Source organism: Streptomyces sp. NPDC102360 (assembly GCF_044766085.1).
GTDB lineage: Bacteria > Actinomycetota > Actinomycetes > Streptomycetales > Streptomycetaceae > Streptomyces.
Genome location: NZ_JBIWLG010000002.1, coordinates 304,896 through 327,453, shown reverse-complemented (window position 1 = coordinate 327,453; position 22,558 = coordinate 304,896). Strand labels below are relative to the sequence as shown.

Genomic DNA, 22,558 nt, shown 5'->3' with positions numbered 1-22,558 from the left:
AATCGTCCACTTGTCCGCATGCTGGTCACGGCGGGGCGCCGGCCTCACCACTCCGCGAACGAGCCGTCCTCATGTCGCCACACCGGGTTGTGCCAGCTCGCCGCCGAGTCGTTTGCCGCGCGGACCGACTTCTCGTCGATGCGGACGCCGAGGCCCGGCAGGGTGGGGCGGGTGAAGTGGCCCTCGTGGAAGCGGAAGACCTCGGGGTCCGCCACGTAGTCGAGGAGTTCGGAGCCGCTGTTGTAGTGGATGCCGATGGACTGTTCCTGGATGAGGAAGTTCGGGGTGCAGAACGCGAGTTGGAGGCTCGCCGCCAGGGCGACGGGGCCGAGGGGGCAGTGCGGGGCGACCAGCGCGTCGAAGGTTTCGGCGAGGGAGGCGATGCGCCGCGACTCCGAGATGCCGCCCGCGTGCGAGAGGTCCGGCTGTACGACGGCCACGCCCGCCTGAAGGGCCGGGAGCACCTCGGTGCGGGAGTAGAGGCGCTCGCCCGTCGCGACCGGCGTCGTCGTCGACTCCACCACGCGGCCGATGCGGTGTGTGTACTCGGGGAGGACCGGCTCCTCGACGAACATCGGGCCGTACGGTGCGATGGCCGCCGCCGCGCGGACCGCGCCCGCCACCGTGAAACGGCCGTGGAAGTCGACCGCGAAGTCGCCCTTGGGGCCCAGGACTTCGCGGGCCACCGAGGCGCGGGTCGCCATGGCGTCGAGCTCGGCGAGGGTCGGGAGGCGGTCGACGCGGCCGGCGCCGTTCATCTTCACCGCCGTGAAACCCGCCGCTGTCTGCTCGGCGATCTGGTCGCGCAGCTCGGCCGGTTCGTCGCCGCCCACCCAGCAGTAGGCGCGCACCCGCTCGCGTACCGGACCGCCCAGGAGCTGGTGCACGGGCGCGTCGTACGCCTGGCCCGCGATGTCCCACAGCGCCTGGTCGAGGCCCGCGACGGCGCTGGAGAGAACGGGGCCGCCCCGGTAGAACGAGCCCTTGGTCATCAGCTGCCAGTGGTCCTCGACACGCAGCGGGTCCGCGCCGAGCAGGAACTGGTCGGCGAGTTCATGGACGGCCGCGCGGACGGTGTCGGCGCGGCCCTCCACCACGGGTTCGCCCCAGCCGACGAGACCGTCGTCCGTCTCGATCCGGCACAACAGCCAGCGGGGCGGGACGGCGAAGGTCTCGACTCGGGTGATTTTCAAGCCAGTTGCTCCCTTGCTGGGTGGCGGTGTCCTACTCCTTGACGCTGCCCTCGGTCAGGCCCGTGCGCCAGAAGCGCTGGAGGACGAGCATCGCGACGGCCAGCGGGATGACGGAGACGAAGGCGCCGCCGATGGTGTACTGCGTCAGCTCCGGGACCCGGTCGGCGGCCTGCTGCCAGGTGACCAGGCCGAGCGTGATCGGGTACTTCCGGTCGTCGGAGAGCATCACCAACGGCAGGAAATAGTTGTTCCAGATGTGCACGAACTGGAACAGGAAGACCGTGACGAGGGCCGGCGTCATGATGCGGAGCACCAGCGTCGCGAAGATCCGTTCCTCGCCCGCGCCGTCCACCCGCGCCGCCTCCAGGAGGGAGTCGGGGATGGACGCCTCCGCGTAGATCCGGCAGAGGTACACCCCGAAGGGGCTGACGATGCTGGGGATCAGGACCGCCCAGTACGTGTCCGTGAGGTGCAGCTTGCTGAAGAGCAGGTACAGGGGGAGGGCGAGGGCCGTCGAGGGGAGGAGGACCCCCGCCAGGACGAATTTGAAGACCGCCTCGCGACCCCGGAAGCGGTACTTGGCGAGAGCGAATCCGGCCGCCGCCGAGAACAGTGTGGCGAGCACCGCGCCGACTCCCGCGTACAGCACGGAGTTCAGCGCCCACTGGACATAGATGTGGCTGTCGTAGGAGAAGACGTTGCCCAGGTTGTGCAGCAGCTGCGGGTTGTCGAACCAGAAGCCGAACGAGCCGTAGAGGCTGTCGTTGTTCTTCGTCGTGGCGACGATCAGCCAGTACACGGGGACGAGGAAGTAGATCGCGGCGAGGGTGAGGACCGCGACCAGTACGATCCGGCCCGGTGTGAGGCGCCGTGGCGGCCGGCCGGCCGGTGTGGCGGCGGGCGTCTTGATGTCGTCGACGGCGCTCATCGCTCGCTCCTCTGCTTGCGGGTGACGAGGCTCAGGAAGCCGAAGGACAGGACCATCGCGACCACCGCGAGGATCACGGACTTGGCGGCGGCCACATAGATGTTGGCGTTGGAGAAGGCGTCGAAGTACGCGCTGAGGTTCGGCGTGTAGTCGGGGATGACGGCCGGCGCGATCTTCTTCAGGACCAGCGGCTCCGCGAACAGCTGCATCGTGCCGATGATGGAGAACACGCAGGTGAGGACGAGGGCCGGGCGGACGAGCGGGACCTTGACGCGCAGCGCGATCTGCCAGGGGCCGGCCCCGTCGATCTTCGCGGCCTCGTACAGCTCCTGGGGGATGGATTTCAGCTGGGCGACGATGATCAGCATGTTGTAGCCGGCGAACTCCCAGATCACGATGTTCGCGATGGACCACAGCACGTTGTCGGGGCCGAGGAAGTCCGGCTGGAAGCCCAGGTCGCCGAGCAGCTCGGTGATCGGGCTGATGCCGGGGACGTACAGGAAGCCCCACAGGATCGTCGCGATGACACCGGGGATGCCGTACGGGAGGAAGTACGTCGCCCGCATCAGTCCGGCCCAGCGGTCGGAGATCTGGTCGAGCAGCAGCGCGAGGACGAGCGAGAGCAGCAGCATCACAGGGACCTGCACGATCCCGAAGAGCAGTACCCGGCCGAAGCCCTCCAGGAAGGCGTCCTGCTGGAGCGCGATGGCGTAGTTGTCGAGGCCGCCGAAGACGACCTTCGGGGAGCCGAGCCCGAGCGGTCCCGAACGCTCGACCTTCAGCAGGCTCTGGTAGATCGCGTAGAACACCGGAATGATCATCGCGAACAGATAGACCGCGAGGAACGGGCCGAGGAACATCCACGCCTTGCGGTCGGGCCTCGCGCGGCGGGGGCGCCGACGCCCTGTGGCCTTCGGGGGTGCGGCCGAGTGCCCGGAGCCGTCGGCTCCGGACCGCGCGGACTTCACGGGTGATGTCGTCATCGTGCGCTCCTCGCCTTGAGCCCCTTGGCCTTGAGGTCGTCGACGAACTTGGTCTGCGCGTCCTTCAGCGCGTCCACGAACGTGCCCTTGCCCGCGAGGGCGAGCGCCAGGTTGTCCTGGATGTGCGTGAAGGACTGCGTGGTGGTCGGGGCGTACCGCCAGGAGGTGTCGACGTTGCGGTCGGAGACCTGGAAGACCTCGTTGTAGCGCTGGCCGCCGAAGAACGGGTCGGGTTTACCGAGCGGAGTCCTCGGTAGGTCGATCTTGGCGGCGGGCCAGCCGTACCCGGCCTCGATCAGCAGCTTCATGCTGTCCGGGTTCGTGTTCAGCCAGTGCGCGACCTTCAGCGCCTCGACCGGGTGCTGGGAGCCCTGGAGGACCGCGGTGGAGGAGCCGCCCCAGTTCGAGGAGGCGTGCCCGCCCGCCTCCCACTGCGGCAGTTCGGACACCGCCCATTTCCCCTTGGTGCGCGGGGCGTTGCCGCGGATCAGCGCGTCGTACCACTGCGCGCCCGGCCACGTCGCGAGCTGTCCGGTCTGCAACGCCTTGTAGAAGGCGCTCTGCGCGTCCTGCGTCTGGAGCACGAAGCGGTCGCGGACCAGTCCGTCCCAGTAGTCGGCGACCTCAAGTGACTCCGGGGACGTCAGGTCGACGATCCAGGCGTCGCCCTCGGTGCGCACCCAGTGGGCACCGCGCTGCCAGGGGAACGAGGCGAACCACTGGGCGTTGGAGGGCGGAAAGGCCGTGATGTACGAGCCGTGCTTCTTGGCCTTCTTCGCGGCGGCGCGGTACTCGTCCCAGGTGCGGGGGGCCTCGATGTCCCACTTCTCGAAGAGGTCCTTGCGGTGGAAGAGGCCCATGGGGCCCGAGGCCTGCGGGATCGCGTACGTGCCGCCCGCGAAGACGCCCTGCTTCCACTGCCAGTCGACGTAGTGGTCCTTGAGCTTGTCCGCCCCGTACTCGCTCAGATTCGTCAGGCCGCCCTCGAGCATGAACTCGGGCAGCGCGTAGTACTCGACCTGGGCGAGGTCCGGCGGGTTGCCGGCCTTCACGGCGGCGTGCATCTTCTGGTAGCCGCCGGAGGTGTTGGCGGGGACCATCTGGGCGACGACGTGGATGTCCGGGTTGCGTTTGTTCCACAGGGCGACGGCTTTTTGCAGGGGCACCCAGGTCCAGAGTCTGAGGGTGACCTTCTGGCCCGGTTTGCGGGGGTGGTCCTTCGTTGTGCGGGCGGCGCCGGCGGATTCCCCGCAAGCCGCTACCGCGGGGGTGGCGGCTGTTGCTGCGGCCCACGTGAGGACCGTTCGGCGGGTGGGTGGTTGGGGCATCTGACCTCCTTGTCAGAGTGCGGTTGCGGCCGCACGGCGTTGCGGTCGCGGGGCGCTGCCCCGGACCCCGCTGCTCAATCGCCGCAGGGGCTGAGAATGCACGGGGCTCAGGCCTGAAGGATCGCCACACCTCGGGGCGGGAGCGTGATGTGGGTGGCGGGAGGCGAATCGGCCGCGAGGCGGTTGCGCATGGGCGCCGGCAGGGGGACCGTCGTCTCGGCCTCGCCGTGGTTGAGGAGGAACAGGAAGCGGGCGCCCTCGCCCTCGCGCATCGTGGCTTGCACCTGCTCGGGCAGGTCCGGCAGTACGGGTGTCACCCCGGCCTCCGTCCGCACCCGGTCCAACAGGGCCCGCAGCGATGCCGGTTCGAGGCGGGTGCCGAGGTACCAGGCGGTGCCGGTGCCGTACGTGTGGCGGGTGACGGCGGGGCGGCCCGCGAGGTCGCCGTCCTCGAAGACGGCGACGGCGTTTGCGCCCTCCAGGTCGATGGCCTCCGACCATAGATCGGCCGTCCCGTTCAACTCGCCGCCGATGATGAGTTGTTGGGATTCGGAGAGTGGCCAGAACTCCTCCGTGCGGATGCCGAGCAAGCGCCGCAAGTGGGCCGGGTAGCCGCCGAGTTCGACCCGGTCGCAGTCGTCGACGATGCCGGAGAAGAAGGAGACGACGAGGTGTCCGCCGCTCTCGACGTAGGCCGTGAGCCGCTCGGCGCTCTCCTGGCTGAGCAGGTACAGGTTCGGCACGACGACGAGCTTGTACGAGGAGAGGTCGCGGTCCGGCGGGACGATGTCGCACGGTACGCCCGCGTCGAACAGGGCCCGGTGGTGTGCGAGGTTGATCTCGGTCTGGTTCAGGGCCGTGGAGGGGTGTGAGTCCAGTTCGAGGGCCCACCAGCTGTTCCAGTCGGTGAGGAGTGCGGCGTCGGCGGTCGAGCGGGTCCCCGCGATGTCCGGGACGGAGGCCAACTCGCGTCCGAGGTCGGAGACTTCGCGGAAGATGCGGGTGTCGGTCCCGGCGTGCGGAACCATCGCCGAGTGGTACTTCTCGGCGCCGCCGCGCGACTGGCGCCACTGGAAGTAGAGGACCGCGTCGGCGCCCTGCGCGACGGCCTGCCAGCTCCACAGGCGCATCCGGCCCGGCTGCTTCGGGCTGTTGCGCGGGCGCCAGTTGACCGCGCTGGGCGCCTGCTCCAGGAGCAGCCAGGGCTGCCCGCCGCGCGCCGAGCGCATCAGGTCGAAGTTGTACGCGGCGGTGAGGTGGGGGTCCGGCTCGTACGGGTCCTGGTAGTGGTCGAGCGCCATCACGTCCATGTGCTCTGACCAGGCGAAGGCGTCGACCGGCTTGTGGTTCGGCATCAGGTTCGTGGTGATCGGCACGTCGGGCGTGACACGGCGCAGGACCGCCTGCTCGGCGAGGTAGCACTGGCGCAGCGCGTCGTCGCTGAAGCGCCAATAGTCCAGCTGCTGGGCCGGGTTGGCGAAGGTGGGGGCGAGGCGCGGCGGCAGGACCTCGTCGAAGTCGTCGTAGCGCTGCGACCAGAAGGCCGTGGACCAGGCCTCGTTGAGCGCGTCCACGGTTCCGTAGCGCTCACGCAGCCAGCGGCGGAAGTCGGCGGCGGAGACGTCGCAGTGGCACTGGCGGGTGTGACAGCCGTACTCGTTGCCGATGTGCCAGGTGTCGAGGGCCGGGTGGTCGGCGTAGCGGGTCGCGAGCCGCTCGACGAGGCGGGTGGCGTGCTCCCGGTACACCGGGCTTGAGGGGCAGTAGTGCTGGCGGCCGCCGGGCCACTTGCGCCGGCCGTCCTCGGTCTCCGGGAGTACCTCCGGGTGCAGGTGCGACAGCCAGGGCGGCGGCGATGCGGTCATGGTGGCCAGGCAGACCCGGATCCCCGTGTCGGCGAGGTTGTCCATGACGCGGTCGAACCAGCCGAAGTCGTACGCGCCGGGCCGGGGTTCGACCTTGGCCCAGGAGAAGATCCCGGCCGTGACCATGGTGACCCCGGCCTCCTTCATCAGCCGGGTGTCCTCGGCCCAGACCTCCTCGGGCCACTGCTCGGGGTTGTAGTCGGCGCCGAAGTGGAGCATCGCACCTCACTCGATCCGTTGGGCTGCTCGGTCTTGTTCAATCCATTAATTAGGAATTAACGTGCCGGAATATAGAAGCGGCGCATGAGGGGGTCAACCCCCCTGTACGGCCGAACAGTTGATGATCATGCTCTCGTATCACCGGAACCAGGAGGCAGTCCATGACAGCCCCGCGTGCCACCGACCGCTTTGCCGGACGTACGGCCGTCGTGACCGGCGCCGCCGCGGGGATCGGCGCCGCCACCGCACGCCGGCTCGCGGCGGAGGGCGCCGCTGTCGTACTCGCCGACGTCGACGAGCGAAACGGGGCCGAGGTCGCCGAGGGGATCGGGCGGGACGGCGGCCGCGCCGCGTTCGTGCCCGCGGACGTCGCCCGCGAAGAGGCCTGGCAGGAGGTGTTGACCGCCGCGCACGCCTTCGGGCCGGTCGGTGTCCTTGTCAGCAACGCCGTGAAGATCGAGGTCGCCCCCGCGCACGAGACCTCGCCCGAGTCCTGGAACCGTCAGCTGTCCATCGGGCTCACGGCGGCGTTCCTCGGCGTACGGACCTGCCTGGACGACCTGCGCGAGCAGGACGGGGCGGTGGTCCTGGTCTCGTCCGTGCACGCCCGGCACGGCATCCCCGGCCATCCGGCGTACGCGGCGGCCAAGGGCGGTCTGCTCTCGCTGAGCAGCCAACTCGCCGTGGAATACGGCCCGTCGGTGCGGGTCAACACGGTCCTGCCGGGGCCGATTCTGACCGGGGTGTGGGACCGGGTGCCGGAGGAGGAACGGGCGGCAAGCGTCGCCGGGACCGCGGCCCGCCGCTTCGGCAGCCCCGACGAGGTGGCAGCCGCGATCGCGTTCCTCGCGTCGCCCGAGGCCTCGTACGTGACCGGGACGAGCCTGGTGGTCGACGGTGGGTGGAGCGTGGTGAAGTCGTCGGCGTGAACGCATGCCGTACACGGGGTGAACTCCCGCGGACCCGGAGATACTTGGCGGGCCGAGACGTCGAGAGAACAGCAGGTAGGACATGGCGGGGTACGCGCGCCGCGGAGTGCACGGGCAAACCGTGGAGACCATCGCGCACCGGGTGCTGAGCGGGCGGATCGGGGAGGGGGCGACCCTCGACCTCGGCGCCCTCCAGGACGAACTGGGCGTCAGTCTCACCGCGTTGCGGGAGTCGCTGAAGGTGCTCGCCGCGAAGGGCATGGTCGACGCCCGGCAGAAGCGCGGCACCTTCATACGGCCCCGCGCGGACTGGCATCTGCTCGACGCGGATGTGCTGCGCTGGCAGTTCGAGTCGCTGGACGGGGGCGTCGCGGCGGGTGCGGGGAATCCGCTGCTCGGGGATCTGGACGAGGTGCGCGGCATCGTCGAGCCGGCGGCGGTGCGGCTCGCGGCTTGCCGCCGTACGCGGGACGATCTGGATGCGCTGGACGCTGCGCTGGCGGCGATGGGGGAGGAGGTCGAGGGCGGTGCGGCGCGTGCGGTCGAGGCGGACCTGGCCTTCCACGGTGCGCTGCTGCGGGCCTCGCACAATGAGCTGCTTGAGCGTATGGACCTGGTGATCGCGGCGGGGCTCGCCCACCGCGACCGCCTGGTCCACGGTTCGGGCCGCCATCCCAAGGACCCGGTGCCGAGTCATCGTGCGGTGCTGGATGCGGTGCGGGCGGGGGATGCGGATGCGGCGGAGGTCGCGATGCGGACGTTGCTGGAGCAGGCGGCGCGGGATCTGGACCGGATCACCTCCAGCGGGCCCCCATCGAGCCCCGCCGGCGACTGACGAGCGGGGCCCCATCAAGCCCCGTCGGCGATTGAGGCGCGGGGGCCGGGGCGGAGCCCCGAGGCCGCAACACCGGTGCCGATGCCGACGCCTCGGGGCTCTGCCCCGGACCCCGCTGCTCAATCGCCGCAGGGGCTTAAAAGGCCTGCTCAAACGCCGTAGGGGCTTGGAAGGCCTGCTCAAACGCCGCAGGGGCTTGAAGGGGCTACGCAATCGCCGCAGGGGCTTGAAAGGTTGCTCGATCGCCGTAGGGCGGAAGGTCTGCTCAAGTGCCGGAGGGGGTTGAGGTGGCCGGGTCGAGCAGGGTTGTCAGCTCCGCGAGTTCGGTTTCGGTGAGGTCCGTGAGGGGCGGACGGACCGGGCCCGCCGGGTGACCCGTCGCCGTCATGCCCGCCTTGACGATGCTGACCGCGTAACCCGCCTTGCGGTTGCGGAGCTCCGTGTACGGGATGACGAAGTCGCGCAGGTGCCCCAGGACGGTGGCGTGGTCGCGGCCGCGGATCGCCGCGTAGAAGTCGAGCGCGAACTCCGGCAGGAAGTTGAAGATCGCCGACGAGTAGGTGGTGACACCGAGTTCGAGGTACGGCAGGGCGAACATCTCGGCGGTGGGCAGGCCGCCGATGTAGGTGAGCCGGTCGCCGAGCTTCGTGTAGATGCGGGTCATGGCGTCGATGTCGCCGACGCCGTCCTTGTAGCCGATCAGGTTCGGGCAGGACTCGGCGACGCGCGCCAGGGTGTCCGCGCTGTACTGGGCGTTGGCCCGGCCGTAGGCGATGACACCGAGGTTCGTGGCCTTGCAGACCGCCTCGACGTGCTCGGCGAGACCGTCCTGCGAGGCCTCCGTCAGGTACGGCGGGAAGAGCAACAGGCCGTCGGCGCCCGCGCGTTCGGCTGCCTGCGCGTACTCGATGGCGGTGCGCGTCCCGTACCCCGTGGGGGCGAGGATCGGGGTGCCATCGGGCGCCGCCTGCACGGCCGCGGTCACCACCTGCTCCGTCTCAGCGGCCGTCAGCGAGAAGAACTCGCCGGTGCCGCCCGCCGCGAACAGCCCGCCGACCTCGTACTTCGACAGGCGCTCGATGTTGGCGCGGTAGGCGGTCTCGTCGAACGCGAGGTCATCGGCCTTGAAGTGGGTGACGGGGAAGGAGAGCAGACCAGAGCCGATGCGGGCGCCGAGCTCTGACGGAGTGAAGGACGACATGGCGGGGGCTACTCCTGCTGAGTGGTGGAGGGTGGTGAAGAGTGGGTGTGAGTGTGACATTACGAGGCGTCACTCATGCGCGTCCAACACTGTTTTTGCATCCAGTGATACCCGGCGGGTATGGCGCGGTGGTCCGGACATGGCTCTGGCGCGGGCCCCGCGCTGTCCGTCAGCGGGGCCCGCGCCAGAGGGCTGGGAGGGGTGGGACCCTACGGGCGCGCGCCCACCTCGTGCGTCGCTACCGTCCAGGCGCGGGCCTGCTCGGTCAGGGTGATGCCGAGGCCCGGCCGGGAGGAGACGTGCATCCGGCCGTCACGGGTCTCCAGGCGCTCGTTGAACAGCGGCTCCAGCCAGTCGAAGTGCTCCACCCACGGCTCGATCGGGTAGGCGGCGGCGAGGTGGAGGTGGATCTCCATGGCGAAGTGCGGGGCGAGCTGCAGGTTGTGGTGCTCGGCGAGGGTGGCCAGCTTGAGGAACTGGGTGATGCCGCCGATGCGCGGGGCGTCGGGCTGGATGATGTCGCAGGCGTTCGCCTTGATGAGTTCGACGTGCTCGGCGACGGAGGCGAGCATCTCGCCGGTGGCCACGGGGGTGTCGAGGGAGGCGGCGAGCGCGGCGTGGCCCTGCGCGTCGTACGCGTCGAGCGGCTCCTCGATCCAGACGAGGTTGAACTCCTCCATGGCCCGGCCCATGCGCTGCGCGGTCGGCCGGTCCCACTGCTGGTTGGCGTCGACCATCAACGGCACGTCGTCGCCGATGTGTTCGCGTACGGCCTTCAGGCGGGCGAGGTCGGCCTTGCGGTCCGGGTTGCCGACCTTGATCTTGATGCCGCCGATGCCGCTGGCCAGGGAGGCGGTGGCGTTCTCGAGGACCTGCTCGGTCGGCGTGTGCAGGAAGCCGCCGGAGGTGTTGTAGGTCTGCACCGAATCGCGGTGGGCGCCGAGCAGCTTGGCGAGCGGCAGGTTCGCGCGCTTGGCCTTGAGGTCCCACAGGGCGATGTCGAGCGCGGCGATGGCCTGCGTGGCGACGCCGCTGCGGCCGACGGAGGCGCCGGCCCACACCAGCTTCGTCCAGAGGCGGCCGATGTCGCTGGGGTCCTCGCCGATCAGGTTGTCGGCGATCTCCTTCGCGTGGGCGAACTGGGCGGGGCCGCCGGCGCGCTTGGAGTAGCCGAAACCGATGCCGGAGTGACCCCCGGTGGTCTCGATCTCCGCGAACAGGAAGGCGACCTCGGTCATCGGCTTCTGCCGACCGGTGAGCACCTTGGCGTCGCTGATCGGCGTCGCGAGGGGCAGCGTGACGGAGGAGAGCTTGATCCAGGCGATGGTGTCGAGGGTCGCCTCGCCCTGACGGGAGGCGGCTGAACTGACTGTGGACGTGCTGGTCACCACTGCGAATCCCTGGGGGTGTGAGCCGTTGGTTCCTGTTGACGCTAAGGTCGGCGATTAATCCACGTCAAACATAGTTTTTGGATGATCCAATACCTGGAGGGCATCGTTGTTCACGCTTGCGCAGCTGTCGAGCTTCGTGGCCGTCGCCGAGGAACTGCACTTCACGCGGGCCGCCGAGCGGCTGCGGATGACACAGCCCCCGCTCAGCCGGCAGATCCAGCTCCTTGAGCACGAGCTGGACGTGCAGCTGCTCGACCGCACCAACCGCACCGTCCGGCTCACTCCGGCGGGCCGCGCCTTCCTGAATGAGGCGCGCACGATTCTGCGGCAGGCCGAGGCGGCCACGCTCGCCGCCCGGCAGGTGTCCACGGGTGAGGCGGGGGCGATCGCCGTCGGGTTCACCGCGGCGAGTGCGTACTCCGCGCTCGGGCCGTTGCTCGACGTGGCCCGGTCCTCCATGCCCGGTACGGAGATCGTGCTGCGGGAGAAGGTGACGCGGGACCAGCTCGAAGCGCTCACCGAGGGGTCGCTCGACCTCGGCATGATCCGCCCGTCCAGCACGGGCGCCGACCTGGAGACCCGGTCGACCACTCGCGAGGGGCTGCTCGCCGCGGTGCCGAGCGGGCATCCGCTCGCGGAGGGGGAAGGGCCGTTGCCGATGGGGGAGTTCGACGGCCAGGACGTGCTGATGTACTCGCCGATCGAGGCCCGGTACTTCCACGAGCTGCTGGTCAGCATCTTCCGTGAGGCGCGTGTGCGGCCTCGCTTCACGCAGTACCTCAGTCAGGTGCACAGCTTGCTCGCCATGGTGCATGCGGGGTGGGGGATCGCGTTCGTCCCCGAGTCGGCCGCGCAGATGCGGTTCCCCGGGATCGCGTTCCGTCCGCTGGAACTGTCCGACGCGACGCCTGTCGAGTTGCACCTGGTGTGGCGCAAGGCCAATGACAATCCGGCGCTGGCCGCGCTTCTGCGGTTGCTGTAGACCGGACCCGTTGCGGTCGACCGCCCCCCCCGGTCACGGGGCTCCGCCCCGGACCCCGCGCCTCAAGCGCCGGCGGGGCTGGATTTGGGGCTCTGCCCCGGACCCCGCGCCTCAAACGCCGGCGAGGCTGGAAGGAATCGCCGACCGGGCTGGAAGGGATCGCCGACCGGGCTGGAAAGGGTCGCCGGTGGGGCTGGAAGGCCTGCTCAATCGCCGTAGGGGTTTGATGGGGCCGCCACCGCCTTGGGCAATCTGCCGCCTTGGGCGGCAGGGTGGGCAAGGCGGCGCCCCGGCGCCCCGGTGCCGCGTGACGATGACGACTGGCGCCGGCCACGGCAGAGTAGGAACCCCGGTGCCGCGCACCACTAAGGTCGACCGCGTACACCTCGACGTATCAGGAGGAACCGTGTCCAAGCCCCCGCTGTCCGCCGAAGCCGTCGCCATGCTCGAGCGGGCGAACCCGGCCACCGTCGCCACGCTCCGTTCGGACGGCGCCCCCGTGTCCGCGGCGACCTGGTACCTCTGGGAGGACGGTCGCGTGCTGCTCAACATGGACGAGGGGCGGGTCCGCCTCGGGCACCTGCGCCGCGACCCGCGAGTCACCCTCACCGTCCTCGACAAGGACAGCTGGTACACCCACATCACCCTCATCGGCCGGGCCGTCGAGATCCGCGAGGACAAGGGCCTCGCCGACATCGACCGGATCTCGACCCACTACGCGGGCGGCCCCTACCCGGAGCGGGACCGCGCCCGGTTCACGGCGGTCATGGAGATCGAGCGCTGGCACGGCTGGGGCGAGTTCCGCGACAGCGACCAGGCCACCGTCTGAAGCACCCCGAACCGCCGGAGGCCTACGGCACTCGTGCCGTCCACTCGTCCGTGCCGAACTTGGTGCGGACGAGGTCCTGGGCGCGGGACAGTTCCGCGTCGGTCACCTTGCCCTCGGTGAGGCCGTACCGGCTCCGGAACGAGGCGATCATGCGGGAGATGACCTCCTCGCGGGGCAGCCCGGTCTGGCGGCGCAGCGGGTCGACGCGCTTCTTGGCGCTCTTCGTGCCCTTGTCGGACAGCTTCTCCTTGCCGATGCGCAGCACGTCGACCATCTTGTCGGCGTCGATGTCGTACGACATGGTCACGTGGTGCAGCACCGCGCCCTGCCCGGCCGCGACCCGCTTCTGCGCGGCGCCCGCGACCTTGCCGACGTCCGTAGCGATGTCGTTGAGCGGCTGGTACCAGGCCTTGATGCCCATGTCGGCGAGGGCGCCGAGCACCCAGTCGTCGAGGTAGGCGTAGGAGTCCTGGAAGGAAAGGCCGGAGACCAGGGACTCCGGCACCGCGAGGGAGTACGTGATCGTGGACTTCGGTTCCGCGAACATCGCGCCGCCGCCCGAGATCCGGCGGACCACCGTCACCCCGTGGCGTTCGACGCCCTCCGGGTCGACCTCGTTGCCCAGCGACTGGAAGCTGCCGATGATCACGGCGGGGCGGTCCCACTCCCACACCCGCAGCGTCGGCGGGCGCTGGCCGAGCGCGACCTGCTCCACCATCACCTCGTCGAGCGCCATGTGCAGGACGGGGGACTGGGGCGCGTCGTGGACGAGCTGCCAGTCGTAGTCCCGCCAGTCCGTGGCCTGGGCGAGCGCGCGGCGCACCGCCGTGGCGACGCCCTCCGTGGTGAGGCCGAGCATCACCGTGCCGGCCGGCAGCGCCGCGTCGATCCGGGCGGCGAGGGTCGCGGTGTCGGCGTCGGCCGGGGCGCCTTCGAGCGCGGCGTTGATCGCGAGGAGCGCGTCGTCCGGTTCGAGGAAGAAGTCCCCCGCCACCCGGACCTGGCGCAGCGCGCCGTCCGCCACGTCCACGTCGACGACGACGAGCTTGCCGCCGGGGATCTTGTACTCGCCGTGCACGGTGTGCCGCCTTCCACCAGGTTGTCCGTCCTCGCGGACAACGCTAACCGGAGTCCGGACATTCCGGGGCACGGGCGGGCGCCGTGTGACCCCCGTCAGTATTGACACTTCGTCAGAACTCCCGCATCGTCGCCCCGCGTCCCCGTCGCACCGCCTACCGCACACAGCAGGAGCCGGGCCATGGACCTTGACCTCGACGACACTCCGGTCCCCGACTACGCCGCCCTGCACCGCGTCGAAGGGTGCGTCTTCGTCCTGCTCGGCGCGGGCAACGGCATCGGGCGCCAGACCGCCCACGCCCTCACCGCGGCCGGCGCGCGCGTGCTCTGTGTCGACGCCGACGAGGTGCGCGCGGAGGCCGTCGCGGCGGAGACCGGCGGTGTGCCGTACGTCGCGGACGTGACGCGGCGGCAGGACGTGGGGGACCTTTTCGCGTACGCGCAACGGGAGTTGGGGTCCGTCGGCGGCGTCGTCGACATCGTCGGCATGGCCCGCTACGAGGCCCTGGACGCGCTCGACGACGACGCGTGGCAGTGGCACTTCGACCTGGTCCTGCGGCACGCCTGGCTCGCCGTTCAGTACGGGGGAGCGGCGGTGGCGGCGTCCGGCGGTGGACCGCTGGTGTTCGTCGCGTCGGTCTCCGGGCTCACGGCGGCCCCGCTGCACGGCGCGTACGGAGCCGCCAAGGCGGGCCTGATGTCCCTGGTGCGCACGGCCGCCGTCGAGTACGGGCCGCGCGGGGTGCGGGTCAACGCGGTGGCGCCCGGTGTCGTGTGGACGCCGCGCGTCGCGGGCCTGCTCGGCGAGAAGGGGCGTGCGGCCAACGCGGCGAACGCCCCGCTCGGCCGCGTCGCCCAGCCCGCCGACATCGCCGCCGCGCTCCTCTTCCTGGCCTCGCCGCTCTCCTCGTACGTCACTGGCCAGACACTCGTCGTGGACGGCGGCACGGGGGTCAAGTTTCCGTATCCGACGATCGGCGACACGTGAGGTTTCAGGCGTGCCGCCAACCTCCTTATTCCGTAAGGCTATTGACTAATCCCCACGCGAAGCCACAAGAATCTGTTGACTCACGTTTACTTGTGGCGAGTCATGTTGGCTTTGAGGGGATTTCCGCATGTCTGCTAGCCGTAGATCCGTCAGCCGTAGAACCGTCCTGGCCGCGAGCGCGGCCGCCTCCGCCGTGGGGGCGCTCGCCGCGCCCACAGCGGCCCACGCCGCCGACGTCCGCGCCGGGAGCATCGGCCGCCGGACCGTCGACCTGTCCGACGGCTGGCGCTTCGCGCTCGTCAGCCGCGACGGCGGCGCCGAACCGACCGGTGCGTACGCCGACGCCGAGCAGCCCGGATTCGACGACGGGAACTGGCGGCTGGTCGCCGTCCCGCACGACTGGTCCATCGAGCAGACCCCCACGACCGAGCACGACACGACGAGCGGCACCGGCTTCCTGCCCGGCGGACTCGGCTGGTACCGCAAGAAGTTCACCGTCCCGAAGGCCTACGCGGGCAAGCGGATCTCCGTCGAGTTCGACGGGGTCTACATGGACTCCCACGTGTACGTGAACGGGAAGTCCGTCGGCAGCCACCCCTACGGCTACACCGGTTTCGCCCACGACATCACCGATCTGCTGCACATCGACGGAGCCACCTCCAACGTCCTCGCCGTCGAGGTCCGCAACCAACTGCCCAGCAGCCGCTGGTACTCGGGCAGTGGCATCTACCGCCGGGCGCGTCTCGTCGTCACCGAGCCCGTGCACGTGCGGCGCTGGGGCACGTTCGTGACGACCCCCGACCTGGCCGCCGCCCTCGACAAGGGGTACGCCACCGTCGACGTGCGCACGAGCGTCGCCGACGACTCGGGCGCCGCGCGGGACGTGACGGTCCTCTCCACGATCCGCGATGCGAAAGGCCGCCGCGTGGCGCGCACCGAGTCGACCCTCGCGGGGGTCGACAAGGACGGCAAGACGGATCACGTACAACTCCGGCTCACGAAACCGGAGTTGTGGTCCATCGAGACTCCGGAGAACCGCTACACGCTCGTCACCGACCTGCGCGTCGACGGTCGCACCGTCGACACCTACCGCACCCGCTTCGGCCTGCGGCACGCCACCTTCGACCCCGACCAGGGCCTCTCGCTCAACGGCACGCACACGAAGATCAAGGGCGTCGATCTGCACCACGACCTCGGCGCGCTCGGCGCGGCCGTGCAACCGGACGCCGTGCGCCGCCAGTTGACCATCATGAAGTCCATGGGCGTCAACGCGCTGCGCACCTCGCACAACCCGCCCGCGCCCGAGGTCATCGAGGCCTGCGAGGACCTCGGCCTGATCATGCTCGTCGAAGCCTTCGACTGCTGGCGCAGCGGCAAGAACACCTACGACTACGGGCGGTTCTTCGACGAGCACTCCGACGCCGACATCGCCGAGATGGTGCGCGCCGCCCGCAACTCCCCGGCCGTCCTCATGTGGTCCATCGGCAACGAGATCCCCGACTCCACCCGCACCGAGGGCATCGCCATGGCGGAGCGCCTCATCGCCGACGTCAAGGAACTCGACGGCACCCGCCCGGTCGTCATCGGCTCCGACAAGTACCGCTCGCTGCCCGCCGTGGGCTCGCCCGCCGACAAGATCGTCGCGGGGCTCGACGGCCTCGGCCTCAACTACAACACCGCGGCCTCCGTCGACGCGCTGCACAAGCGCTATCCGCACCTGTTCCTCTTCGAGTCCGAGTCCTCATCCGAGACATCGAGCCGCGGCACGTACCAGGAGCCGCAGCACCTCAACACGGGCGAGAATCACACCCCCGGCAAGCGCGCCACATCCTCGTACGACAACAACCTCGCCTCCTGGACCATGAGCGGCGAGTACGGCCTGAAGAAGGACCGCGACCGGCGCTTCTTCGCCGGCGAGTTCCTGTGGTCGGGCATCGACTACATCGGCGAACCCACCCCGTACGACGTGTTCCCGGTGAAGGCCTCGTTCTTCGGCGCGGTCGACACGGCCGGGTTCCCGAAAGACATGTACCACCTCTTCCGCAGCCAGTGGGCCGACGAGCCGATGGTGCATCTGCTGCCCATGGACTGGACGACGCACGAGGACGGGGACGAGGTGGAGGTGTGGGCGTACGCGAACGTCGCCGAGGTCGAACTCCTCCTCAACGGCAAGTCGTTGGGTGTGCGGCGCTTCGATGCGAAGAAGACCGTCGACGGCCGCCCGTACCTGGAGACCACGGAAGCCACCCACGACGACAAGACCGTCACCTCCGGCCCCTACCCCGGCAGCTACACCTCGCCGAACGGCAGCGCGGGCAAGCTCCACTTGGCGTGGAAGGTGCCCTTCGCGAAGGGGGAGTTGAAGGCCGTCGCGCGGCGCGGCGGGAAGGTGGTCGCCACGGACGTGCTGCGGACGGCGGGCGCCCCGCACGCGGTACGCCTGAGCGCGGACCGGAAGTCGGTGGCCGCCGACGGCCGCGCCCTCGCCTTCGTCACGGCCGAGGTCGTCGACGCGAAGGGCGTCGTCGTCCCGGACGCGGCACGGCTCATCGAATTCGACGTCGACGGCGGCCGGTTGGCGGGTCTCGACAACGGGCAGCAGGAGTCCGCCGAGCGCTACCAGGCGAGCACACGCACCACCTTCCACGGCCTCGCACTCGCCATCGTCCGCGCCGGCACCGAGCCCGGCACGCTCACGGTGACGGCCCGTGCGAAGGGCCTGCGCGCAGGAAGGGCGACACTCCGCGTCACCGGTCCCGCCGGTTCCCCTGTAACCTCGGCCGACCCGTTCACCCCCGACCCGGGCCCTGGAGCCACCAAGTACCCGCACGCCGACGCCAGTTACTCGGGTGCCACGAAGACACTTCCCGCCGCGATGCTCGACGGCGACCCGGCCACCCAGTGGTCCAACGCCTTCGACAAGGCCGCCACCGCCCTGCTGCCCGCCTTCAAGGGCGCACGCCCGGAGGACTGGGTCTCGCTGACCTGGGCGGAGGAGCGGCAGGTGGGCCGCGTCGAGATCGCCTTCACGGTCGACGCCACCCACTCCCTGCCCGCCGCGATCGAGGTCGCCGTCGGCGACGGTGAGACGTACAAGGGCGTCGACGATGTCGACATCGACTGGGCCGACGGCTCCGGCGAGCCCACCGTCCTCACCTTCGACGCGGTACGCGGCCGGTCGCTGCGCCTGCGAATGCGCAGCCGCAAACCCGGGGAGGCCGAGGGCGGCATCGGGATCAGCGCCGTGGACGTGGCGCAGTCCTGAACCCGGGCGGTCACCGGCCCGCACATGATCAACGGGCCGCAAAGAACTGCGGCTTGACCGGCACACTTCGGCCGGCATGTTCTACGGTTTCCGGAAGACGTTCGGAGAATTTTCGGATCCGGATCCGGACGGACATGTCGACGGAGGTGGGGAACGTGGCCGGGGAAGGCGCTCAGCGCAAGGCAGCCAAGCGGAGCCCTGAGGGGCCGGCCAAGGTGACGATCACCGAGATCGCGCGGGAGGCGGGGGTGTCCGTGCCGACCGTCTCGCGGGTCGTCAACGGGCGCTCCGACGTCTCGCCCGGCACCCGGGCCCGCGTCGAGGACCTGCTGCACCGGCACGGGTACCAGCGGCGGGCGCCCGCGCCCGGGGACCGGGCGGCCCTGCTCGACCTGGTCTTCAACGACCTGGACAGTCCGTGGGCCGTGGAGATCATCCGGGGCGTGGAGGAGGTCGCGCACAAGTCGGGCGTGGGGACGGTCGTCTCCGCCATCCACGACCGGGCGGGCGCCGCGCGGGAGTGGATGACCAATGTGCGGGCCCGCGCCTCGGACGGCGTGATCCTGGTGACGTCGGTGCTCGACTCCGGTCTGCGGGACGAACTGCACCGTCTGGGTGTGCCGTTGGTGGTGATCGACCCGGCGGGCTCGCCCGTGACGGACGCGCCGACCATCGGCGCCACCAACTGGGCGGGCGGGATGGCGGCCACCGAGCATCTGCTCGCGCTCGGGCACCGGCGGATCGGCTTCATCCAGGGGCCGCCGCGGCTGCTGTGCTCACGGGCCAGGCTCGACGGGTACCGGGCCGCGCTGGACGTCGCGGGCGTGCCCATCGAGAGCGAACTGATCGTGTCCGGCGACTTCTACCACGCGTCCGGTTTCGCCGGCTGCGACCGGCTGCTCGACCTCGACGAACCGCCCACCGCGATCTTCGCGTCCAGCGACCAGATGGCGCTCGGCGCGATCGAGGCGCTGCGGCGGCGCGGCCTGCGGGTGCCCGAGGATCTGAGCGTCGTCGGTTTCGACGACCTTCCGGAAGTGCGCTGGTCGGCGCCGCCGCTCACGACGGTGCGCCAACCGCTCTCGGACATGGGCAAGTTGGCGGCGCGTACCGCGCTCGACCTGGCCCGTTCCGTGGAACCCGCGGCTCCGCGCGTCGACCTGGCGACGGAACTCGTGGTCAGGGCCAGTACGGCGGCGCCGCGGAACGTGTAACTCCGCCGCAGCCGCCACAGGGGCGTCAACAACCTTTTTTGTAAAGGGCGTTGACGCCCCTCTTGTATGCCCGTAACTTCCCAGGCCATCTACCGATAGTTTTCGGATTCCTTCCGGAAGGTGCGCCATGCCAGTGTTCGACCGAGCCGCTGTGTCCCCGTCCGCCGTCGCCGCGGCCCTGTCCCGCCGGCGGTTTCTGGGGACCGCCTCCGCCGTGGGCCTCGGGGCCGCCGGCCTCTCCGCCTGTTCGGACTCCGAATCCGGGGCCACCGACGGCAAGGGCCGCACGGTCGTCGAGTGGTGGAACATCCAGACCACGGAGCCGTCGAAGACCGTCTGGCCCGAGCGGGCCAAGGCGTTCGAGGCCGAGCACCCCGATGTGCACATCAAGCTCGTCACACTGGAGAACGACGCCTACAAGTCGAAGATGACCGCGCTGACCAGCTCGGGGAAGCTGCCGGACATCTACCACACCTGGGGCGGCGGGGTCCTCCAGCAGCAGATCGACGCGGGCCTCGTCGAGGACCTCACCGACGCCATCGAGCCGCTGTCCGACGCGTTCGTGGGCGTGGCCCCCGACCCGTACAAGTTCGACGGCAAGATGTACGCGATGCCCATGGAGATCGGCGGCGTCGGCTTCTGGTACAACAAGGCGCACTTCAAGAAGGCCGGCGTCACGAGCCCGCCCGCCACCTGGAGCGACTACCTCGACGCCGTCAAGAAGCTGAAGAGCGCCGGGATCACACCCATCGCCCTCGCGGGCAAGGAGAAGTGGCCCGGCATGTACTACTGGGCCTACCTGGCGATGCGCATCGCCGGTGTCGACGGCATGAAGAAGGCCGCCGACGCCAAGGACTTCACCGGCGACGACTTCGTCAAGGCGGGCGAGCGCCTCAAGGAACTCGTCGCCCTGAAGCCGTTCCAGAAGGGCTTCCTCGGCGCCGCGTACTCCACGCCCAACGGCGAGGCCGCCACCATGGGCAACGGCAAGGCCGCGATGGAGCTGATGGGCCAGTGGGCCCCGGTGACCCAGGCCGACGCGGGCAAGGGGGTCGGCAAGGACCTCGGCTTCTTCACGTTCCCGACGGTCGCCGGCGGCAAGGGCGACGGATACGACATCTTCGGCGGAGGCGGCGGCTACGCCGTGCGCAAGGGCGCGCCCAAGGCGGCCGTCGACTTCCTCAAGTTCTTCATGTCGCCCGCGTCCGACAAGCTCCTGGTGAAGAAGGCCAACCTGATGCCGGCCCTCAAGGACGCCATCGGCTCCCTCACCGACCCCAACCTCAAGCTCGTCTCCGCCGCCCTGGACAAGGCGACCGGATTCCAGCTCTATCTCGACCAGGCCTACCCGCCCGCGCTCGGCCAGGAGATCAACGACTCGGTCGCCGCCCTCATCGCGGGCGCCAAGTCGCCCGAGCAGGCCGCCCGTTCCATCACCCAGGTCGCCAAGAGCCAGTAAGCCACCATGACTTCGACTCAGATCAACGACGCGCGGCCCGCTCCCGTCAAGGAGCAGGACGCCCCGGCACCGAACCGGCGCCCGCTGGCGCGCCGGATGCGGGACTGGCTCACCGCCTTCTCCTTCACGGTGCCCGCCCTCCTCCTGTTCGCCCTGCTCGTGCTCACGCCCATCCTCTACGCGCTGTACGTCAGCTTCTTCAACTGGGGCGGCTTCGGGGCGCCATCCGACTTCACCGGCGCCGGCAACTACACCCGCCTCCTCGACGACCCGGTCTTCCTCGGTGACCTGTGGCGCGGACTGCTCCTGGTCCTCGGCTCCGTCGGGCTCCAGCTTCCGTTCGCGCTCGCGATGGCCGTCCTGCTCAACCAGAAGCTGCGCGGCCGCGCCGTCTACCGGATGCTGTTCTTCGCCCCGTACGTCCTGTCCGAGGTCATCACCGGCGTCCTGTTCTCCATGATCTTCGCCCCTGACGAGGGGCTCGCCGACAAGGTGCTCGGCTCCATCGGCCTCGACAGTCTCGGCGGACTCTGGTTCGCCGACCAGGACTGGGTGCTGCCCACCGTCTTCCTCGTCATGATGTGGAAGTACTTCGGCTTCCACATGATGCTGTACCTGGCAGGACTTCAGGGCATCCCCGCCGAGCTCCACGAGGCCGCGCGGATCGACGGGGCGAACGCCTGGCAGCGCTTCCGCAGCGTGACGCTGCCGCTGCTCGGACCGACCATCCGCATCAGCGCCTTCCTGTCCGTCATCGGCGCCATCCAGCTCTTCGACCTGGTATGGGTCACCACGCAGGGCGGCCCCGACCACCACTCCGAGACGATGGCCGTCTCCCTGTTCCAGTTCGGCTTCAAGCGCTACCAGATCGGCTACGCCAGCGCGATCAGCATCGCGATGTTCCTCATCAGCCTCGTCTTCGCCATCGCCTACCAGCGGTACGTGCTGCGCCGGGACACCGAAGGAGCCCTCACCAACATGCGAGCCACCCGATGAGTCACCTGATGGGAGCCCTCAGCCCCAGCGCGCGCCGACGCCTGCGCTCCACACCGCTGTACGTCACCGTGTGGCTGGTCGGCATCGTCATGGTCACCCCGCTCCTGTACGCGCTGGTGTCCGGGTTCAAGTCCACCGACCAGCTGTCCCGGAACGCCTTCGGGCTTCCGTCGCCGTGGGTCGTGTCCAACTACACGGACATCCTGGCCTCCGGCTCGTTCTGGCGGATGCTCGGCTCCTCGACGCTGATCGCGGTCGGCACCACGGTCCTCACCGTCGGCACGGCGGCGCTCGCGGCCTTCGCGCTCGCCCGGTTCGCCTTCAAGGGACGGGAGTTGATGTTCACTCTCTTCACCGTCGGCCTGATGTTCCCCTTCGCCGTGGCGATCCTGCCGCTGTTCATCCTGCTGCGCACCTTCGGACTGCTCGACAGCCCGTGGGGCGTGATCCTGCCGCAGGCCGCGTTCGGGCTGCCCATGACCATCGTCATCCTGCGCGGCTTCTTCCGGGAGATCCCCGGTGAGCTGGAGGAGGCCGCGACCCTCGACGGCTGCTCCCCGTTCGGTTTCTTCTGGCGGATCCTGCTGCCCATGGCGCGCCCCGCGCTCGGCACCGTCTCGGTCCTCGCCATCGTCACGAGCTGGAACAACTTCCTGCTCCCGCTGCTCGTGTTCACCCAGCCCACCTGGTGGACGATCCCCGTCGGCGTCCAGCAGTTCCAGGGCCAGTACGCCACGGACATCGCCCGCGTCTTCGCCTACCTCGTCCTCGCGATGGTGCCGGCGCTCGGCTTCTACGCCGTCGCCGAACGGCAGCTCATCGGCGGCATCACGATGGGCGCCACCAAGGGCTGACCGCCCTGCCAACGACCGCAAC

At 69.9% G+C, this 22,558-nt stretch carries 18 protein-coding genes; 10 read left to right on the top strand and 8 right to left on the bottom strand.

What is annotated here, in order from left to right; genetic code table 11:
- Window positions 1-44: 44 nt before the first annotated feature.
- The 5 genes from dgoD to ACIRHA_RS10980 form a co-directional block, all read right to left on the bottom strand.
- Window positions 45-1,193 carry a galactonate dehydratase gene (gene dgoD, locus ACIRHA_RS11000; RefSeq protein WP_403842924.1) on the bottom strand — a complete coding sequence of 383 codons (1,149 nt, stop codon included), beginning with the start codon at window positions 1,191-1,193 and terminating at the stop codon, window positions 45-47.
- Window positions 1,194-1,224: 31 nt separating this feature from the next.
- The gene (locus ACIRHA_RS10995) at window positions 1,225-2,121 is read right to left on the bottom strand and encodes a carbohydrate ABC transporter permease (protein WP_403842921.1); all 897 of its coding nucleotides are present in this window, start codon (window positions 2,119-2,121) and stop codon (window positions 1,225-1,227) included.
- Window positions 2,118-2,981: a carbohydrate ABC transporter permease gene (locus tag ACIRHA_RS10990; protein WP_403844418.1), complete on the bottom strand. Its 864-nt coding sequence runs from the start codon at window positions 2,979-2,981 to the stop codon at window positions 2,118-2,120. The genes ACIRHA_RS10995 and ACIRHA_RS10990 overlap by 4 nt, the downstream gene beginning before the upstream one ends.
- A 119-nt stretch (window positions 2,982-3,100) precedes the next feature.
- Window positions 3,101-4,432: an ABC transporter substrate-binding protein gene (locus ACIRHA_RS10985; RefSeq protein WP_403842918.1), complete on the bottom strand. Its 1,332-nt coding sequence runs from the start codon at window positions 4,430-4,432 to the stop codon at window positions 3,101-3,103.
- A gap of 107 nt (window positions 4,433-4,539) precedes the next feature.
- Window positions 4,540-6,516: a beta-galactosidase gene (locus ACIRHA_RS10980; RefSeq protein WP_403842915.1), complete on the bottom strand. Its 1,977-nt coding sequence runs from the start codon at window positions 6,514-6,516 to the stop codon at window positions 4,540-4,542.
- Between the two features lie 161 nt (window positions 6,517-6,677).
- On the opposite strand from ACIRHA_RS10980, the gene ACIRHA_RS10975 reads away from it, so the two are divergent.
- Together ACIRHA_RS10975 and ACIRHA_RS10970 are read left to right on the top strand one after the other, a co-directional pair.
- On the top strand, window positions 6,678-7,445 hold the full coding sequence (locus ACIRHA_RS10975; protein ID WP_403842912.1) for an SDR family NAD(P)-dependent oxidoreductase: 768 nt from the start codon (window positions 6,678-6,680) through the stop codon (window positions 7,443-7,445).
- An 82-nt stretch (window positions 7,446-7,527) separates the two neighbouring features.
- Entirely contained in the window at window positions 7,528-8,280 is a 753-nt protein-coding gene (locus tag ACIRHA_RS10970; protein ID WP_403842909.1) for a FadR/GntR family transcriptional regulator, read from the top strand.
- A 265-nt stretch (window positions 8,281-8,545) separates the two neighbouring features.
- Here the strand turns inward: ACIRHA_RS10970 and kdgD are convergent, their stop codons facing one another.
- Together kdgD and ACIRHA_RS10960 are read right to left on the bottom strand one after the other, a co-directional pair.
- Complete coding sequence (kdgD, locus tag ACIRHA_RS10965; RefSeq protein ID WP_403842906.1) at window positions 8,546-9,481, bottom strand: 5-dehydro-4-deoxyglucarate dehydratase; 936 nt, start codon at window positions 9,479-9,481, stop codon at window positions 8,546-8,548.
- A gap of 209 nt (window positions 9,482-9,690) precedes the next feature.
- On the bottom strand, window positions 9,691-10,869 hold the full coding sequence (locus ACIRHA_RS10960) for a mandelate racemase/muconate lactonizing enzyme family protein (RefSeq protein ID WP_403842903.1): 1,179 nt from the start codon (window positions 10,867-10,869) through the stop codon (window positions 9,691-9,693).
- A 109-nt stretch (window positions 10,870-10,978) separates the two neighbouring features.
- On the opposite strand from ACIRHA_RS10960, the gene ACIRHA_RS10955 reads away from it, so the two are divergent.
- Both ACIRHA_RS10955 and ACIRHA_RS10950 read left to right on the top strand, forming a co-directional pair.
- Window positions 10,979-11,854, top strand: a complete 876-nt coding sequence (locus ACIRHA_RS10955; protein WP_403842900.1) for a LysR substrate-binding domain-containing protein — start codon at window positions 10,979-10,981, stop codon at window positions 11,852-11,854.
- Between the two features lie 406 nt (window positions 11,855-12,260).
- Window positions 12,261-12,683, top strand: coding sequence for a PPOX class F420-dependent oxidoreductase (locus ACIRHA_RS10950; RefSeq protein ID WP_403842898.1), 423 nt, complete (start codon window positions 12,261-12,263; stop codon window positions 12,681-12,683).
- Window positions 12,684-12,705: 22 nt separating this feature from the next.
- On the opposite strand, the gene ACIRHA_RS10945 is transcribed toward ACIRHA_RS10950, so the two are convergent.
- Window positions 12,706-13,761 (bottom strand): biotin/lipoate A/B protein ligase family protein, encoded by a 1,056-nt coding sequence (locus ACIRHA_RS10945; protein ID WP_403842895.1) that lies wholly within the window; start codon window positions 13,759-13,761, stop codon window positions 12,706-12,708.
- A gap of 180 nt (window positions 13,762-13,941) precedes the next feature.
- On the opposite strand from ACIRHA_RS10945, the gene ACIRHA_RS10940 reads away from it, so the two are divergent.
- The 6 genes from ACIRHA_RS10940 (at window position 13,942) to ACIRHA_RS10915 (ending at window position 22,536) form a co-directional block, all read left to right on the top strand.
- Window positions 13,942-14,748: an SDR family NAD(P)-dependent oxidoreductase gene (locus tag ACIRHA_RS10940; protein WP_403842892.1), complete on the top strand. Its 807-nt coding sequence runs from the start codon at window positions 13,942-13,944 to the stop codon at window positions 14,746-14,748.
- 127 nt (window positions 14,749-14,875) lie between these two features.
- Entirely contained in the window at window positions 14,876-18,013 is a 3,138-nt protein-coding gene (locus tag ACIRHA_RS10935) for a sugar-binding domain-containing protein (RefSeq protein WP_403842890.1), read from the top strand.
- Window positions 18,014-18,228: 215 nt separating this feature from the next.
- Window positions 18,229-19,227, top strand: a complete 999-nt coding sequence (locus ACIRHA_RS10930; RefSeq protein ID WP_403842887.1) for a LacI family DNA-binding transcriptional regulator — start codon at window positions 18,229-18,231, stop codon at window positions 19,225-19,227.
- A 127-nt stretch (window positions 19,228-19,354) separates the two neighbouring features.
- Complete coding sequence (locus ACIRHA_RS10925) at window positions 19,355-20,686, top strand: extracellular solute-binding protein (RefSeq protein ID WP_403842884.1); 1,332 nt, start codon at window positions 19,355-19,357, stop codon at window positions 20,684-20,686.
- A gap of 6 nt (window positions 20,687-20,692) precedes the next feature.
- Complete coding sequence (locus ACIRHA_RS10920; protein WP_403842882.1) at window positions 20,693-21,682, top strand: carbohydrate ABC transporter permease; 990 nt, start codon at window positions 20,693-20,695, stop codon at window positions 21,680-21,682.
- 8 nt (window positions 21,683-21,690) lie between these two features.
- Window positions 21,691-22,536 (top strand): carbohydrate ABC transporter permease, encoded by an 846-nt coding sequence (locus ACIRHA_RS10915; protein ID WP_403842879.1) that lies wholly within the window; start codon window positions 21,691-21,693, stop codon window positions 22,534-22,536.
- Window positions 22,537-22,558 lie beyond the last annotated feature (22 nt).

Bases quoted from the DNA above. Each gene is read 5' to 3' on its own strand.
- ACIRHA_RS10995 (WP_403842921.1), bottom strand. From the start codon at position 2,121: ATGAGCGCCGTCGACGACATCAAGACGCCCGCCGCCACACCGGCCGGC.
- ACIRHA_RS10990 (WP_403844418.1), bottom strand. From the start codon at position 2,981: ATGTTCCTCGGCCCGTTCCTCGCGGTCTATCTGTTCGCGATGATCATT.
- ACIRHA_RS10985 (WP_403842918.1), bottom strand. From the start codon at position 4,432: ATGCCCCAACCACCCACCCGCCGAACGGTCCTCACGTGGGCCGCAGCA.
- ACIRHA_RS10980 (WP_403842915.1), bottom strand. From the start codon at position 6,516: ATGCTCCACTTCGGCGCCGACTACAACCCCGAGCAGTGGCCCGAGGAG.
- ACIRHA_RS10975 (WP_403842912.1), top strand. From the start codon at position 6,678: ATGACAGCCCCGCGTGCCACCGACCGCTTTGCCGGACGTACGGCCGTC.
- ACIRHA_RS10970 (WP_403842909.1), top strand. From the start codon at position 7,528: ATGGCGGGGTACGCGCGCCGCGGAGTGCACGGGCAAACCGTGGAGACC.
- kdgD (WP_403842906.1), bottom strand. From the start codon at position 9,481: ATGTCGTCCTTCACTCCGTCAGAGCTCGGCGCCCGCATCGGCTCTGGT.
- ACIRHA_RS10940 (WP_403842892.1), top strand. From the start codon at position 13,942: ATGGACCTTGACCTCGACGACACTCCGGTCCCCGACTACGCCGCCCTG.
- ACIRHA_RS10935 (WP_403842890.1), top strand. From the start codon at position 14,876: ATGTCTGCTAGCCGTAGATCCGTCAGCCGTAGAACCGTCCTGGCCGCG.
- ACIRHA_RS10925 (WP_403842884.1), top strand. From the start codon at position 19,355: ATGCCAGTGTTCGACCGAGCCGCTGTGTCCCCGTCCGCCGTCGCCGCG.
- ACIRHA_RS10920 (WP_403842882.1), top strand. From the start codon at position 20,693: ATGACTTCGACTCAGATCAACGACGCGCGGCCCGCTCCCGTCAAGGAG.
- ACIRHA_RS10915 (WP_403842879.1), top strand. From the start codon at position 21,691: ATGGGAGCCCTCAGCCCCAGCGCGCGCCGACGCCTGCGCTCCACACCG.